This window comes from Sphingorhabdus sp., from assembly GCF_044239665.1.
In the GTDB taxonomy this organism is placed as follows: Bacteria; Pseudomonadota; Alphaproteobacteria; order Sphingomonadales; family Sphingomonadaceae; genus Sphingorhabdus_B.
Genome location: NZ_JBIIBA010000001.1, coordinates 16457 through 30464, shown reverse-complemented (window position 1 = coordinate 30464; position 14008 = coordinate 16457). Strand labels below are relative to the sequence as shown.

The window sequence follows — 14008 nt, the reverse complement described above, 5'->3', positions numbered from 1 at the left end:
GTCAGGAAGCACAATATGTCCGCCCGCATCTTTCAACGCCCCAAAAATGCCATGCAGTCGGGTAGTGGTCGCCGCGAATGGGTGCTGGAATATGTTCCGGCAGAACCACGCAAGGCGGATCCACTCATGGGCTGGGCGGGATCAGGCGATACGCAATCGCAAGTGCAATTGACCTTCCCAAGCTTGGACGCAGCGCGGGCTTTTGCGGAGAAAAAGGGGATCGCGGCGACCTTTATCCCAACGCCGCCTAAAACGCTGAAGCTGCAGGCTTATGCGGATAATTTTCGTTAAGCGATCATTCCGGGCAGCATCAGTAGCTTGACGTCAATGACGCAACCCTCTGCGCGCTTTTCCTGAACAAATCTAGGCAAGTCGGCCAAGGCGACGCGGTGGACAATGATATTCTCACCATCAACACCGCCACCTTCGCTTACTTTGGTTAAACCAAACGCGCGGACGAGCGAGAAGCTTTCGCTGACCATGCCGGGTGACGAGAAATACTCGCCAACGATCTCCAGCTGGTCGGCACGATAGCCGGTTTCTTCTTCTAACTCGCGCGCAGCAGACACCAGCGTGTCCTCACCCTCTTCATGGTCACCAATCAGACCTGCAGGCAGTTCAATACAATTCGCGCCAAGCGGAACGCGATATTGCTCGACGAGCAGGACATGCTCATCCTCCATAGCAAGGATTACCGCTGCCTTGATACCGCGCGCGCGGCTGACATATTCCCATTTTCCGCGCGTCTTGGCCGTGATGAAGCGACCTTGCCACATCACGGTTTCTGCATCGTCTGGTTCCGTCATAATTCGATGAGCCTGTCGGGAAGTTCGTTGGGGTTTTCGCAGCCCTTCGGGAAATGTTCCGCTAACACCACACCCATTTGCGCGACAGCTGTCGCCACGCCAGCACCGGGATTTCCGGCCCTTACCTGATCTAGCAAAGCAACCATTGCGTCACCCCAAACCTCTGGCGCAACCTTGGACGCGATTGCCGCGTCGGCCAAGATTTCCGCGCGATGCTCTTTCATCGACAGATACAAGAGCACGCCAGTTCGGCCCATTGTTTTGGATTCGGCTCCGACCTTAAACAGGCTCATTGCCCGGCGACGGACGCGTGCCAGCTTTGTCGCTTTGGGCGTGAGGGCCAGACGAAAGGGTATCCATTTTAGGATCAACCACGTTCCAACCCACTTCAATGCAACCGCAACCAACAAAATGGCCAGATATTCACTTATGGTATATTCATGGCCCCATCCACCCGACAATCGGTTGATCAGGCCAATGTAAAACTCGGAAAAAAATGCATATGTCGCCAAGGCGATAAATGCGACGGCGCTGGCCCATGCCATAGGGATGTCGTCATAATGGTCCGAAAGATCCGTCACAATTGTGACGATTTCACCGCTTGTATGTTGTTCCGCGTCGGCGACAGCGGCTGTCACCAAAGCATGGTCGGCTGCGCTCATTTGGCTGATTTTACCTAAGGCCATATCAAATAATCCTACCAACCACCTGACGCGCCGCCGCCGCCAAAGCTGCCGCCTCCGCCGCCAAAACCACCAAAGCCGCCGCCTCCAAAACTACTGCCGCCGCCGCCAAATCCGCTGCCGCCGCCCCAAATGATGACTGGACCCATGCCGCCACGTCGATGCTTTCGTCCGCCACCATTTATGGAACGGAACATCGGCAGGAATACGAAGAAGATGAGGAAGAGCACAAAGATGATCGCGCTAATTGGGCCGCCTTCATCGCGATCACGGGGTTGTTGGGCTGCGCTTGCAATCTTGGCCGCCTCTTCAGCGGGAAGCTCGAGTTGCGTGACAATGCGGTCAACGCCCGCATTGATGCCACCGGCAAAATCACCGCCCTTAAACCGGGGCGTGATGTCGTTGCGAATAATCGTCGAGGACAGACCATCTGTCAGTACAGGCTCAAGGCCATAGCCCACCTCAATCCGCATTCTGCGTTCATTGGGGGCAATAATCAGGATCGCGCCATTGTCCTTTTCGGTCTCGCCTTTGCCATCCTGACCCAATGCCCATTCCCGACCCAGCCGGTAGCCATAATCGGATATTTCATAACCTTCGAGGCTGCTCAGCGTTGCCACCACCAGTTGCCGCTTGGTGCGGGTTTCCAGCCCCGCCAGCTTGGCAGTGAGCGCGGCCTCTTGCTGCGGGTCAAGCAGATCTGCTTGATCCACCACACGCCCCGAGAGCTTGGGAAAATTTTGCGCAGTTGCTGCTTGGCCGGTGAGGGCCAGCAGCAGCGCAATCATAAGGCCTAGGGCCTTTTTCATGTTCAATTCCCCAATTTGGCCTTAAGCCGCAGGCGCCATATCCAGCGTCGGTGCGGTCTCTGCACCTTGTGTTGTGGATTGGTAGGGAACCATCGGCTTTGCACCGTGGATGATCTTTGCACCAATGATGTCGGGGAATGTCCGAATGGTGGTGTTATACCCACGCACAGCTTCGTTATAATCGCGCAGCGTAATGCGCACGCGGTTTTCCTGACCTTCTAACTGGTCCTGCAATTTCAAATAGCCCTCCTGGCTTTTTAACTGCGGATATTGCTCGACCGAAACCAGCAAGCGCGACAGGCTGCCCGACAATTGATTCTGTGCTGCCTGAAACGCCGCCATCTTTGCAGGGTCGCTCAAGTCGTTAGGGTTGACCTGAATGTTGGGTGAGGTAGCTTGCGCCCGGGCCTGTATGACTTCCGTCAGGGTCTTGTTTTCCTGCGCCGCCGCGCCTTTGACGATATTGGCTAGGTTGGGAATGAGGTTAGCGCGCTCTTGAAAAGCGGCCTGCACATCAGCCCACTTCGCCTTGGCATTTTCTTCAGCCGTCGGAACGCTGTTTATACCGCATCCGGCTAAGGAGGCCGCAGCAACGGGCACCAGAAGAAATTTCAAAAAGGTTTTACGCATCTAACGAACTCCTCCACTTGGTATAATGCCTAGAAATCGAGCCCATTAGCGGGCGTGTGTTAGACACATAAGGCGCGTTATGGCCTTTCGCAATGACTGTAGGCATTTGCGCGGTCGAATTTTACAAGGCGGCCCGACGATAAATTTACTTCGCTTTGGCGCTATTTTCTGATGTATTGCAAAGATGGATTTAGCGGCGGCGGCATCCGTGCTGCGCAGGCCACTTTACGTATTAGTTAAATTGGGGGAGCAGGATGAAAAAATGGATATTCGGGATTTTGTTGGTCATCGTATCGGCAGCGGGCGGATTCTGGGTCAGTGCGGACAAGGATATGAAAGCGCTCCTGTCCAGCCTGCCAACGGACGCTAACGTGCTGTTTTGGAGCGTTGAACAACGCGACGCCGCGTTTCGCACGATGGACCGGATTCCCATCCTTGCCAAAGCCAATGTCATTGCAAAAGGTGACAAGGTATATCCTTTGCCCAAGGGCACGCCGCTGACGATCGCTACGGATGTCGATGCCTATATGAAGGCGCAACGTACCGCTGGGTTGGTCATCATTCAGGATGGCAAAATACGGATGGAAAAATATGGCCTCGATTTTGGCCCAGAGGGGAAATGGACGAGCTTCTCTGTCGCGAAATCCTTCACCTCGACCTTGGTCGGTGCGGCGATAAAGGACGGCTATATCAAAAGCATCGATGACAAGGTTTCTGCCTATATCCCCGATCTGAAGGGCTCTGCTTATGATGACGTCACCATCGAACAATTGCTGACGATGACGTCCGGCGTCAAATGGAATGAGGATTATGAGGACCCCAAGTCCGACGTCGCTTTGTTCAATAAGCATAAGGCCGAAAATGGCATGGACGTGACCGTCAGCTACATGCGCAATTTGCCGCGTGAGGCACCGGCGGGCACGAAATGGGTCTACAAAACTGGTGAAACCAATTTGATTGGTGTGTTGGTCAGTTCAGCCACAAAGAAGACCTTATCCGCATATCTGTCCGAGAAGCTATGGGCGCCATTTGGCATGGAACAGGACGCAAGCTGGCTATTGGGTGCGACTGGGCACGAGATCAGCGGCTGCTGCATTCAGGCATCAACCCGCGATTACGCACGTTTTGGCGTGTTCATGCTGGGCGGCGCTAAGGTCAACGGCGCAAGCATCTTACCCGACGACTGGATAGCGCCCGCAACAAGCAAGCAGGCCGACATAGATATGCCTGGTAGGGGCTATGGCTATCAATATTGGACCTATGACGACGGCAGTTACGCCGCCCAAGGTATTTTTGGGCAGGGTATCTTCATTGACCCTAAGCGCAACCTTGTGATCGCATCGAACAGTAACTGGCCCAAGGCAACTGACCCCAATACGGTCGGTGTACAGCGGGAAGCCTTTTACAAGGCAGTTCAAGCAGCGGTCGACGCAGAAGCAAAGGCGCGCGCCAAATAGTTATGTTGCGGTGCAAAATAATTGCGATATGTCGTAACTAAATTGCGTCGCAAAACATGGAAAAAAGGGGCTTTTCTAAGTCTTGATATTAGTTCAGCATGCCCGCTTCACACACGGGTTCTCAGTGGGAGATTAGCGATGGATTTCAAGACATTTCTGCACGCGGGTAGCAATCGGCGCGCCATGCTGAAGGGCATGGGCGTTGCGGCTGTCGGATTTTCATTAACGGGGGCGCTCGCTGGATGCGGCGAGAAAGAGGCTGCAAAGCTTGCCAATGGCGAAGAGGCCAAGCTGAACTTTTATAACTGGGACACCTATATTGGTGAGACCACGTTGGAGGATTATAAGAACAGCGCCGACGTTGACGTGAACATGACCTTGTTCGCGAGCAATGACGAATTATTTGCCAAGCTGCGCGCGGGCAACCAAGGCTATGACGTTATCGTCCCATCAAACGATTTTGTTGAGCGCATGGCCGCCGCAGATATGTTGGCTGAAATCGACAAGGCGCAGATCCCTAATTTCAAGAATGTCGCGCCTGAGTATCAGGATGTGCCTTATGATCCGGCGCGCAAATATTCCATGCCTTACACATGGCTGGCGCTTGGCATTGGCTATCGCAAGTCCAAGGTGAAGTCGGTGCCCGATAGCTGGAAAGTGCTGTTTGACAGTGACGAGTATAAAGGCCGCATTGCTGTGCTGTCCGAAGCTGGCGACATGTTCCGGCTATATGGCAAATATCTGGGTAAATCGGTCAATGGCCTGACCGACGCTGATATCAAAATGATTGAAGCGATGATGATCAAGCAAAAGCCGAATATTAAATCCTTTCATGAAGACAATGGCCAGGATCTATTGCTGAAGGGCGAGGTCGATCTCGTCCTTGAATATAATGGCGATATTGCTCAGATTATGACCGAAGAACCCGATATTAGCTTTGTCATTCCCAAGGAAGGCAGTCAGTTAAACTCGGACAATTTATGCATTCCAAAGGGTGCGCCGCATCCGAAAAATGCCCATGCATTCATTAACTATTTGCTGGATGCTGAGGCTGGTAAGAAGATAACCGAGACAATTCTATATCCAACGCCCAATGCGGCGGCAAAGGCGCTGATGCCCGATGATTATAAAAATAATCCGGTCATTTTCCCGCCCGCCGCTGTTCTGGCGAAATGCGAATATGCCAAATTCAATCCAGAGCTGCAGCCGAAATATGAGGAGGCGTTCACCCGCATTCGGGCGGCTTAATTAATGTCAGGGCCGATGCAGGACTGGAAAAGCCAGAAGAAGCCTTTTGCCGCCATTGCCACGGCACCGGTGTTCTGGCTTGCCCTGTTCTTCATCGCGCCCATGACCATCGTGTGGCTCTACAGCTTTGGGCAGAATGCTGGTCCAGCCGATATTGATATTTCCGGCACGCTCGACAATTACAAGCGCGCGACCGAGTGGCTGTATCTTTCCATTTTCCTAAAAAGCCTTGCGGTGGCCGCGCTCACGACATTGATTTGCCTCATCATCGGCTTTCCCGTGGCGATGGCAATTACCTTTGCCGCACCCAAATGGCGGCCTTGGTTGCTGCTTGGCATCATGCTGCCCTTTTGGACCAATTTGTTGATCCGCACTTATGCGCTAATGGCGTTGATGGGCACGAACGGGTACATGAACAAGGGGCTGGGCGAGCTATGGGATGGCGCAAGCTGGTTGCGTACTTTGGTGGGGATGCAGCCATTAGATGCATGGACGCCTGTGCAGTTGCTCTACAATAATTTCGCGGTCGTACTGGGGCTGGTCTATGTGCATCTGCCCTTCATGGTATTGCCCTTATATTCGGCGCTCGACCGGCTGGATAAAAGCCTGATTGAGGCCAGCCTTGATTTGGGTGCAGGCCATTTCAAAACCTTCATGAAAGTCGTAGTCCCGCTTGCGGCCCCCGGTATTGTAGCCGGCGTCATGATCACGCTCATTCCGGCATTGGGGGCCTATTTGACGCCCGACTTGATGGGCGGCACCGATAGCCAGATGATTGCAAATGTTATCGAACGGCAGTTCAAGCGCGCCAATGACTGGCCGTTTGGCGCAGCTTTGTCCTTCTTGCTAATCTACGCAATGTTCATTTTGATCGCGCTGCAATCGATGCGGGCGAACAAAGTGAAGGAGGTGCGCTGATGTTTAACCGCAACGCCATCGCCCCGCTTGAATATACGCGCAAGCTTTGGATGCGCAGTTGGGTTGGGCTGACCATGCTGTTCCTCTATGCGCCGCTGATTGTCCTGATGATTTTCAGCTTTAACGACAGCAAGCGCAACGTCGTGTGGAAGGGTTTCACGCTCAAATATTATGAAAAAGCGCTCAACAATGACAGTCTGGTCGAAGCAATGGTCAATTCGCTTACCATCGCATTTTTGGCGACGATCATCAGCTTAGTCATCGGCGCACTGGCTGCGGTCATGCTTTGGCGCTTCCGTTTTCCGTTCAAGGGGCTGGTCGAAGGCACCATGTCTTTGCCGATCATCGTTCCTGAAATCTGCTTGGGCGTCGCGTTTTTGATCTTCTTTGCCAAAGTCGACTGGCCAACCGACCTGCCATGGCCGCTCAACCTGTCTGCCATCACTATCGCACACATTACCTTCTGTTTCCCTTTTGTTGCGATGGTTGTGCGGGCGCGCTTGGCGAGTTTTAACAAGGAAGAGGAAGAGGCGGCAAAGGACCTTGGCGCAACCGAGTGGCAGGCGTTTCGCGATGTCCTGCTGCCGCATATAAAGCCGTCTTTGGTGGCAGGGGCATTGCTTGCCTTCACACTCAGCCTCGACGATTTCGTCATTACCTTTTTCACCAGCGGTCCTGACACCATTACTTTTCCAGTAAAGGTCTATTCGATGGTCCGCTTCTCAGTCACGCCAGAGGTTAACGCCGCGTCGACCATCCTCATCATTCTCACTGTCGCCCTGACCTTCATCGCCCTAAAATATCAGGGTGTGAAGGGCATTTCGGACGCCCATTGAGATGCGCCCGCCGCCCACGGAAAACTGATATGTCTGAAACCAAAACACCCATTATCCAAATCCGCAATGTGTCCAAACGCTTTGGCAAGGTGACGGCGGTCGACAATGTCAGTCTGGATATTCGCGCCGGCGAATTTTTCGTCCTGCTTGGCCCTTCGGGCTGCGGCAAGACGACTTTGCTGCGGATGATCGCTGGGTTTGAATTGCCGACCGAGGGGCAGATCCTGATCGATGGACAGGATATGAGCCTTGTCCCGCCGAACAAGCGGCCCGTGAACATGGTGTTCCAAAGCTATGCTGTGTTTCCGCATATGAACGTGACCGATAATGTCGGCTATGGCCTACGCATAGCTGGCGTATCGAAAGGCGAAATTCGCGACCGTGTGGCGGAGGCGCTGGAGCTGGTGAAGCTGGGCGGGTTTGAGGACCGGATGCCCGACCAGATGTCAGGTGGGCAGCGTCAACGCGTTGCGCTCGCACGCAGCTTGGTCATGCGGCCCAAAGTGTTGTTGCTGGACGAACCGCTGTCCGCGCTCGACGCGAAATTGCGCGCGCAAATGCAATTTGAACTGGCGGATTTGCAGGACAAGGTTGGTATTACCTTCGTCACCGTCACCCATGATCAAGACGAGGCGCTGTCGATGGCAAGCCGCGTAGCGGTAATCAACAAAGGCGAAGTTGCGCAACTCGCGCCACCATCCGATCTGTACGAATATCCCGCCAATCGGTTCGTGGCAGACTTTGTGGGTTCGGTGAACATATTTGAAGGCACGCTGACGCTAGACGAACCCGATAAGGCTGCCGTCGACTGCCCGGGCCTTGGTAAGGTTTACCTGAACCATGGGGTTACTGGACCCCATGGAGCAAATGTCTGGATCGCATTGCGCCCCGAAAAAATTTACCTGCACGTTCCCGGCGAGGGCAAAGCCGTGCGCGCCGCTGCCCAAGACGCACCCGACGGCCACAATCTCGCGCGCGGCACGATTAAGGGTATGAGCTATCTTGGCGATGTCACTTTATATGATATTCAACTTGAGGGCGGCCAAATCATCCGCGTCAGCCGCCCCAATTTGTCTCGCCATGACCAAGATGACTTCACCTGGGACGATAAGGTCAGCATGCACTGGCGCGCGGACAGTCCGGTTGTTTTGTTAAGCTAAAACATTATATAATATACCAAATTTTGATTCGAAAGTTTGGGAATGTATAAATTCACGTGCCTCTGTATCGCCTTGTCGTTACCCACGGGACTTTACGCCGCGCCTGCCGAATTGCCTGACGAGTTGGTTTTATCGGGCGACAATATAATCAATGTCGAAATCGAGGGACGTCCTTTGCGGCTGGAAGTGCGGCCAGACGCAGCAGGCGCGCCCACGATAAATCCTGCGATTGCCCAACAATTGGGATTCAAACCGGGCATGTTTAGCATTATCTTTGCTATTGGTCCGACAAGAATAACGGCGAACTCCGCAGTCCATGAAATCAACTTCGCTGATAAGCCAGAGAAACGGCGTATATTATGGGCGACACAAGAAGCTTCGGTTATCGCCGACGGTACGATCAGCCCTGCATCTCTTCCCTATAAGCGAGTCAAATTTGAGCTAAATCCACAATCTAGCCGCGAGCGGCTATATCGTTATGCGCTCGACAATTTCGGATTTTTAGGCCGGGTCGGCATTGGCACAACAGTCACTGCCCAAGATAAAAAGATGCAAGTCATATTCAGCCTTGTCCGGGACCAAAATATGGTGAGCGCGCCAACGGGCAATTGGCTTGCAACAAACTACAAGGGCGTTTTCAACGGCCCGCCGACGTCAACTATCATTTTTTATGGCGTGGAACGACCGACACGGCCCATGGCGCTCGGGTTGCCACTGGCAATTGGTGACCTTGCCATGACCAAACTGGCTGTTCGGGTCAGCGACTATGGGGATGCATCGGGCATAGCTGAACAGGCCGCAGCGACGGATCCAGCGACAAACGACGATCAGGAAATAGTCGTGGTGGGCAAAAATACCAAGGATGTCGATCTGCGCGTCACTGTCGGACGCGGCGTTCTCAACAAATGCTCAAGTCTAACCTATGATTTGGATAAACGTGAAATTCGGATGTCATGTGAATTCTGACTTCATATCAATCGGCTATGGTGCAGGCCGCAAATCGATCAACGTGACGATGATGTTGCTTTCTGCCGCTCCGTCGTCGGTCTTTGGCATACAGAAACGGTAAGTTGAGCCTGTCTGCATCATTTTCAGGCTTTCGCTGAAAATTGGGGATGTCTGGCTCAACGGGATTTTTTCCCACTCGCTTTTTTGCTGCACGACGCCGGTCGCGGCGTCAAAGATGGTGAAGTCGACAAGCGCCATGTCCCCATCGATCGGCTTTTTGCCCGTAGTGGATTTTACGACTTCGAAACCGAGGCCCGTTGCGGTGGATTGCGAACAAGCGCGTTCGGCGGCGGGAATGATTGGCTTTGGTGGGGGATTAGTGAAGGACAGCAGTTCGACCTCAAACACCAAATCGGCATTGGCTGGAATAGGGCCAGTGCCCGCTGCGCCATAGCCAAGCGCCGCAGGGATGCAGAGGCGATAGCTGCCGCCAGCCTGCATCAATTGCAGGCCCTGTGCAAATCCGGGAATGACCCCGCCAACGGGGAATTGGGCCCCTTGACCGGAATCAAATTCGCTGCCGTCGGCGGTCAGCATGCCTTTATAATTCACGGTGACTTGGGATGCGGCATTTGGCCGATCACCTTTGCCCGGCTGGATAACGGTGTAGGACAGCCCTTCAGGCGTTTTGACGTTACAGCTAAGCACAGGAGGCCTTGGCTTGGCGGTGACCTGCGCCGCTGCTTGGGCGGGCGCAAATTGAAGGAGCAGGGCGGGGGTGAGGGCGGCCGTCGTCAAGGCGCGCCGTAGTGTAGATGATTTCATGGTTACCATTGGTAAGGGTTAGGCGGACTTTGTCTAGTTTGATGGTGCTGAATTAGATGACGGAATGGTAAAAAGTAAGGCCCTGAAGCAAGTTCAGGGTGACGATTGGTAAAAAGTTACCCGCTTCGTCATGCTGAACTTGTTTCAGCATCTTACTTTTCAAGGTCACAAAATTTGCTCAGGGCTACGGTTTCTTATTCGCCCTTATCCAATCGCCCGTAATTTCGGCTCCGCCTCATCAAGGGACTTGCGAATAATCCCTACCAGCTCGTCAATTTGGGCCGTGCTGATAATCAGCGGTGGACACATCACGATGCTGTCGCGGATGCCGCGCACCATCAGGCCATTGCGGATGCAGATATCGCGGACGAGCGGGCCTGCTGTGCCTTCTGCACCGCCAAAGCGCGCGCCGGTTGCCTTGTCTGCAACAACCTCGATCGCGCCAAGCAAGCCAACGGATCGCGCTTCACCAACCAACGGGTGGTCACGCAAGGGAGCCAGTGCCTTGGCGAGATATGGCCCAGTTTCGTTCCGGACCTTGTCGACCAAGCCTTCGCGTTCCATGATCTCGATATTGCGTAAGGCAACGGCGGACGCGACCGGGTGGCCCGAATAGGTATATCCATGGACGAAATCGCCGCCGGTTTTCATCACCTTGATGATGTTCGCGCTGACCGCGACGGCGGAGATGGGGAGATATCCCGACGACAGTCCCTTGGCCATCGCGATGATATCGGGCTGAATGCCCATGGTTTCATGGCCCCACATGTTGCCGGTACGCCCAAAGCCGCAAATGACCTCATCACAGACCAATAAAATGCCATATTTCCGGCAAATCGCCTCAACCTGCGGCCAGTAATTGTCGGGCGGGATGATGACGCCGCCTGCGCCTTGTACGGGTTCGCCAATGAAGGCTGCGACATTTTCGGGGCCGACCTCCAATATCTTGTCTTCAATGGCTTGCGCGCATGCAGTGCCGAAATCCTCCGGCGTCATGTCGCGGCCTTCATTATACCAATAAGGTTGGCGCACATGCTCAATGCCCGCCATTGGCAAGATGCCAGGCGCGGGGAAGCCTTGACCATGCATCGCCTTCATACCGCCCATGCTGACGCCCGCGACCGTAGAGCCATGATAGGCATTATGGCGGCTGATGATGACGGTGCGGCTATGTTCGCCCTTCACTTGCCAATAATGGCGGACCATCCGCAATATGGTGTCATTGGCTTCGGAACCGGAGCTGTTGAAGAACACATGCGGCAGGCGGCCTCCCGTCAGGCTGGCAATTTTGTCCGCGAGCATGATTGCGGGCGCGTTCGCGGTTTTGAAGAAGCTGTTATAATAAGGCAGCTCCCGCATTTGTTCGCGCGCGACCTCGGCCAATTCGTCACGGCCATAGCCGACATTGACGCACCACAGGCCAGCCATGCCGTCCAATATGCGGTTGCCGTCGCCGTCGTGAATATAACAGCCTTCGGCATGGGTGATGATGCGGCTTCCGCCCAGATCCTCTATTTCCTGCCAATCGGCTTGTGCAGGCAAATGGTGGGCGATGTCCAAACGGCGTAGTTCGGCGATGTCGTAATTGCGTGGCATATCTGTGTCCCTCAGTCTTTTCGTCGCACCAGCGAAGGCTGGTGCCTATTACGTCTCACGGTTTTAAACCGAAACGCGTGATGGACCCCAGCCTTCGCTGGGGTGACAATTTATCAGGGCGAAAAGCCTATCCGCGCTTGATAGCGATTATATCGGGTCACTTTGTTGTTCACAATTCACCTCTTAACGCTTTTCCTAAAAGCTGGAAATAGATTTGCGAATCTGGGTCATTTTCTGTGCCCCATTCGGGGTGCCATTGCACCGCGAGTAAAGGCGCGCCGTTGGGCCGTGCGCTATAGGCCTCGATCAAGCCATCGGGCGCGCGCGCTTCGACATTTAGACCGTCGGCTAGCTTTCCAATGCCCTGATAATGGACAGAGTTTACGTCCAATGCGCCTTTGCCATATGCGTCCGCCAACATACCGCCATCGGTCAGGTCAACGGCATGGCGATGGTCAAACATTGCGTCAAATCCGACATCGTTCGGGGCATGATGACGCATAAGCGTATCGCTCGTGCTAGTGTCGCGGCGTAAGCTTCCGCCCAAAGCGACGTTGATTTCCTGAAAACCCCGACAAATGCCAAATACCGGCTTTTGCGCCTGTATCATGCGGTCCACCATCGACATGGCAATCTCATCGCGACCGTCATCATAAGGCCCGTCGCCGCCATCTTCGCCATAAAGCCGCGTTGCGACGTTCGATGGGCTACCCGTCAGCAATATGCCGTCTATCCGCGGCGCGACGTCTGCGGCGGTCATCAGGTCGGGCAGGGAAGGGATGATCAGCGCTGCAACATCAGCATAGGTCATGGCCGCGCGAATATAGCGGTTCATAACAGCCTGGGCCACTTCGCTGCCGACCATGCGGTTGCAGGCGATAACACCCAAGACGGGACGTGCCGTCATAACAGGCTGTTGACCAACATGCTCATCCAGCCGCTCCGATCAGCTCCCGGCCAATCAGCATCCGCCGAATCTCATTTGTGCCCGCACCAATGTCGAGCAATTTGGCATCGCGCCAATAGCGCTCAACGGGCCAATCCTTGGTATAGCCAGCGCCGCCGAGGGCCTGAATAGCCTCGCCCGCAACCTTTACCGCGCTTTCGCTGGCGAGCAGGATTGCGCCCGCCGCATCAAAGCGCGTGGTCTGTCCGGCGTCACATGCCCGCGCGACATTGTAGACATAGCTGCGGGCGGAATTGAGCGCGACATACATGTCGGCGACTTTCGCCTGCATCAGTTGGAAACTGCCAATGGGCTTACCGAATTGCTTGCGTTCGCGCACATAAGGCAGAACCACATCCAAGCAGGCTTGCATCACGCCAAGCTGAAGTCCGGCAAGCACAACGCGTTCGTAATCCAGCCCGGACATCAATACGCCAACGCCGCCATGCAGCGGGCCCATCACCTGTTCATCGGATACGAAGCAATCGTTGAACACCAGTTCCGCCGTTGGCGAACCGCGCATCCCGACCTTGTCGATTTTCTGGCCAATGGAAAAACCCTCCATGCCTTTTTCAATCAGAAACGCGGTGATGCCGCGCGAGGCAGCCTCTGGCGCGGTCTTGGCATAGACGACCAAAGTGTCGGCATAAGGCGCGTTGGTGATCCAGTATTTGGTGCCGTTTAAAATATAGCCGCCTTGAACCGCTTCCGCCTTCAGCTTCATGGACACAACGTCTGAACCTGCGCCCGCTTCGGACATGGCAAGGCTGCCAACATGTTCACCCGAAATCAGCTTAGGCAGATACTTCGCCTTTTGCTCTGGCGAGGCCCAGCGCGCAATTTGATTAACGCAAAGGTTGGAATGCGCGCCGTAGGAAAGGCCGATGGAGGCAGAGGCGCGGCTGACTTCTTCGACCGCGACAACATGTTCCAAATAGCCAAGGCCAAGCCCGCCATCGGCTGCATCAACGGTTATTCCATGCAGACCGAGTTCGCCCATGGCGCGCCACAGCTCATCCCGGGGGAACCAGTCATCCGCGTCGATTTTGGCCGCGAGCGGCGCGATTTTATCGGTTGCAAAACGTTGCGTCGTTTCGCGGATCATGTCGGCATTATCGCCAAGGGCAAAGTCTAATGTCATGCTTG

15 protein-coding genes are annotated in these 14008 nt (G+C 54.5%); 7 read left to right on the top strand and 8 right to left on the bottom strand.

Features of this window, described 5'->3' with window-relative positions; genetic code table 11:
• Positions 1 to 15: 15 nt before the first annotated feature.
• Positions 16 to 291: an ETC complex I subunit gene (locus tag ACILP3_RS00165; RefSeq protein ID WP_333567600.1), complete on the top strand. Its 276-nt coding sequence runs from the start codon at positions 16 to 18 to the stop codon at positions 289 to 291.
• On the opposite strand, the gene ACILP3_RS00160 is transcribed toward ACILP3_RS00165, so the two are convergent.
• From ACILP3_RS00160 to ACILP3_RS00145, 4 genes are read right to left on the bottom strand one after another with little or no spacing between them, the layout of a single operon-like run.
• The gene (locus ACILP3_RS00160; protein ID WP_395614659.1) at positions 288 to 806 is read right to left on the bottom strand and encodes an NUDIX hydrolase; all 519 of its coding nucleotides are present in this window, start codon (positions 804 to 806) and stop codon (positions 288 to 290) included. The genes ACILP3_RS00165 and ACILP3_RS00160 overlap by 4 nt on opposite strands.
• Entirely contained in the window at positions 803 to 1492 is a 690-nt protein-coding gene (locus ACILP3_RS00155) for a TPM domain-containing protein (RefSeq protein ID WP_395614658.1), read from the bottom strand. Before ACILP3_RS00155 ends, ACILP3_RS00160 begins: the two co-directional genes overlap by 4 nt.
• Positions 1493 to 1503: 11 nt before the next feature.
• Positions 1504 to 2298 carry a TPM domain-containing protein gene (locus ACILP3_RS00150; protein WP_395614657.1) on the bottom strand — a complete coding sequence of 265 codons (795 nt, stop codon included), beginning with the start codon at positions 2296 to 2298 and terminating at the stop codon, positions 1504 to 1506.
• A 21-nt stretch (positions 2299 to 2319) separates the two neighbouring features.
• Positions 2320 to 2928 carry a LemA family protein gene (locus ACILP3_RS00145; protein WP_395614656.1) on the bottom strand — a complete coding sequence of 203 codons (609 nt, stop codon included), beginning with the start codon at positions 2926 to 2928 and terminating at the stop codon, positions 2320 to 2322.
• A 254-nt stretch (positions 2929 to 3182) separates the two neighbouring features.
• On the opposite strand from ACILP3_RS00145, the gene ACILP3_RS00140 reads away from it, so the two are divergent.
• From ACILP3_RS00140 to ACILP3_RS00115, 6 genes are all read left to right on the top strand, one after another.
• Positions 3183 to 4385, top strand: a complete 1203-nt coding sequence (locus tag ACILP3_RS00140) for a serine hydrolase domain-containing protein (RefSeq protein ID WP_395614655.1) — start codon at positions 3183 to 3185, stop codon at positions 4383 to 4385.
• Between the two features lie 138 nt (positions 4386 to 4523).
• Entirely contained in the window at positions 4524 to 5633 is a 1110-nt protein-coding gene (locus ACILP3_RS00135) for a PotD/PotF family extracellular solute-binding protein (protein WP_395614654.1), read from the top strand.
• A gap of 3 nt (positions 5634 to 5636) precedes the next feature.
• Complete coding sequence (locus ACILP3_RS00130; protein ID WP_395614653.1) at positions 5637 to 6551, top strand: ABC transporter permease; 915 nt, start codon at positions 5637 to 5639, stop codon at positions 6549 to 6551.
• Positions 6551 to 7387, top strand: a complete 837-nt coding sequence (locus tag ACILP3_RS00125; RefSeq protein WP_395614652.1) for an ABC transporter permease — start codon at positions 6551 to 6553, stop codon at positions 7385 to 7387. Before ACILP3_RS00130 ends, ACILP3_RS00125 begins: the two co-directional genes overlap by 1 nt.
• 29 nt (positions 7388 to 7416) lie before the next feature.
• On the top strand, positions 7417 to 8547 hold the full coding sequence (locus ACILP3_RS00120) for an ABC transporter ATP-binding protein (protein ID WP_395614651.1): 1131 nt from the start codon (positions 7417 to 7419) through the stop codon (positions 8545 to 8547).
• Between the two features lie 42 nt (positions 8548 to 8589).
• On the top strand, positions 8590 to 9513 hold the full coding sequence (locus ACILP3_RS00115; RefSeq protein WP_395614650.1) for a hypothetical protein: 924 nt from the start codon (positions 8590 to 8592) through the stop codon (positions 9511 to 9513).
• Positions 9514 to 9528: 15 nt separating this feature from the next.
• Here the strand turns inward: ACILP3_RS00115 and ACILP3_RS00110 are convergent, their stop codons facing one another.
• The 4 genes from ACILP3_RS00110 to ACILP3_RS00095 form a co-directional block, all read right to left on the bottom strand.
• On the bottom strand, positions 9529 to 10293 hold the full coding sequence (locus ACILP3_RS00110) for an FKBP-type peptidyl-prolyl cis-trans isomerase (protein WP_395614649.1): 765 nt from the start codon (positions 10291 to 10293) through the stop codon (positions 9529 to 9531).
• Positions 10294 to 10524: 231 nt separating this feature from the next.
• The gene (locus ACILP3_RS00105; protein WP_395614648.1) at positions 10525 to 11916 is read right to left on the bottom strand and encodes an aspartate aminotransferase family protein; all 1392 of its coding nucleotides are present in this window, start codon (positions 11914 to 11916) and stop codon (positions 10525 to 10527) included.
• 169 nt (positions 11917 to 12085) lie between these two features.
• Positions 12086 to 12823: a gamma-glutamyl-gamma-aminobutyrate hydrolase family protein gene (locus ACILP3_RS00100; protein WP_395614647.1), complete on the bottom strand. Its 738-nt coding sequence runs from the start codon at positions 12821 to 12823 to the stop codon at positions 12086 to 12088.
• Between the two features lie 22 nt (positions 12824 to 12845).
• A complete protein-coding gene (locus ACILP3_RS00095; RefSeq protein ID WP_395614646.1) occupies positions 12846 to 14003 on the bottom strand; it encodes an isovaleryl-CoA dehydrogenase in 1158 nt (385 codons plus the stop codon).
• Positions 14004 to 14008 lie beyond the last annotated feature (5 nt).

What these genes read in the sequence shown, in the direction of transcription:
- ACILP3_RS00165 (WP_333567600.1), top strand. Translation starts at nt 16, where the DNA reads ATGTCCGCCCGCATCTTTCAACGCCCCAAAAATGCCATGCAGTCGGGT.
- ACILP3_RS00160 (WP_395614659.1), bottom strand. Translation starts at nt 806, where the DNA reads ATGACGGAACCAGACGATGCAGAAACCGTGATGTGGCAAGGTCGCTTC.
- ACILP3_RS00155 (WP_395614658.1), bottom strand. Translation starts at nt 1,492, where the DNA reads ATGGCCTTAGGTAAAATCAGCCAAATGAGCGCAGCCGACCATGCTTTG.
- ACILP3_RS00150 (WP_395614657.1), bottom strand. Translation starts at nt 2,298, where the DNA reads ATGAAAAAGGCCCTAGGCCTTATGATTGCGCTGCTGCTGGCCCTCACC.
- ACILP3_RS00145 (WP_395614656.1), bottom strand. Translation starts at nt 2,928, where the DNA reads ATGCGTAAAACCTTTTTGAAATTTCTTCTGGTGCCCGTTGCTGCGGCC.
- ACILP3_RS00140 (WP_395614655.1), top strand. Translation starts at nt 3,183, where the DNA reads ATGAAAAAATGGATATTCGGGATTTTGTTGGTCATCGTATCGGCAGCG.
- ACILP3_RS00135 (WP_395614654.1), top strand. Translation starts at nt 4,524, where the DNA reads ATGGATTTCAAGACATTTCTGCACGCGGGTAGCAATCGGCGCGCCATG.
- ACILP3_RS00130 (WP_395614653.1), top strand. Translation starts at nt 5,637, where the DNA reads ATGTCAGGGCCGATGCAGGACTGGAAAAGCCAGAAGAAGCCTTTTGCC.
- ACILP3_RS00125 (WP_395614652.1), top strand. Translation starts at nt 6,551, where the DNA reads ATGTTTAACCGCAACGCCATCGCCCCGCTTGAATATACGCGCAAGCTT.
- ACILP3_RS00120 (WP_395614651.1), top strand. Translation starts at nt 7,417, where the DNA reads ATGTCTGAAACCAAAACACCCATTATCCAAATCCGCAATGTGTCCAAA.
- ACILP3_RS00115 (WP_395614650.1), top strand. Translation starts at nt 8,590, where the DNA reads ATGTATAAATTCACGTGCCTCTGTATCGCCTTGTCGTTACCCACGGGA.
- ACILP3_RS00105 (WP_395614648.1), bottom strand. Translation starts at nt 11,916, where the DNA reads ATGCCACGCAATTACGACATCGCCGAACTACGCCGTTTGGACATCGCC.
- ACILP3_RS00100 (WP_395614647.1), bottom strand. Translation starts at nt 12,823, where the DNA reads ATGACGGCACGTCCCGTCTTGGGTGTTATCGCCTGCAACCGCATGGTC.
- ACILP3_RS00095 (WP_395614646.1), bottom strand. Translation starts at nt 14,003, where the DNA reads ATGACATTAGACTTTGCCCTTGGCGATAATGCCGACATGATCCGCGAA.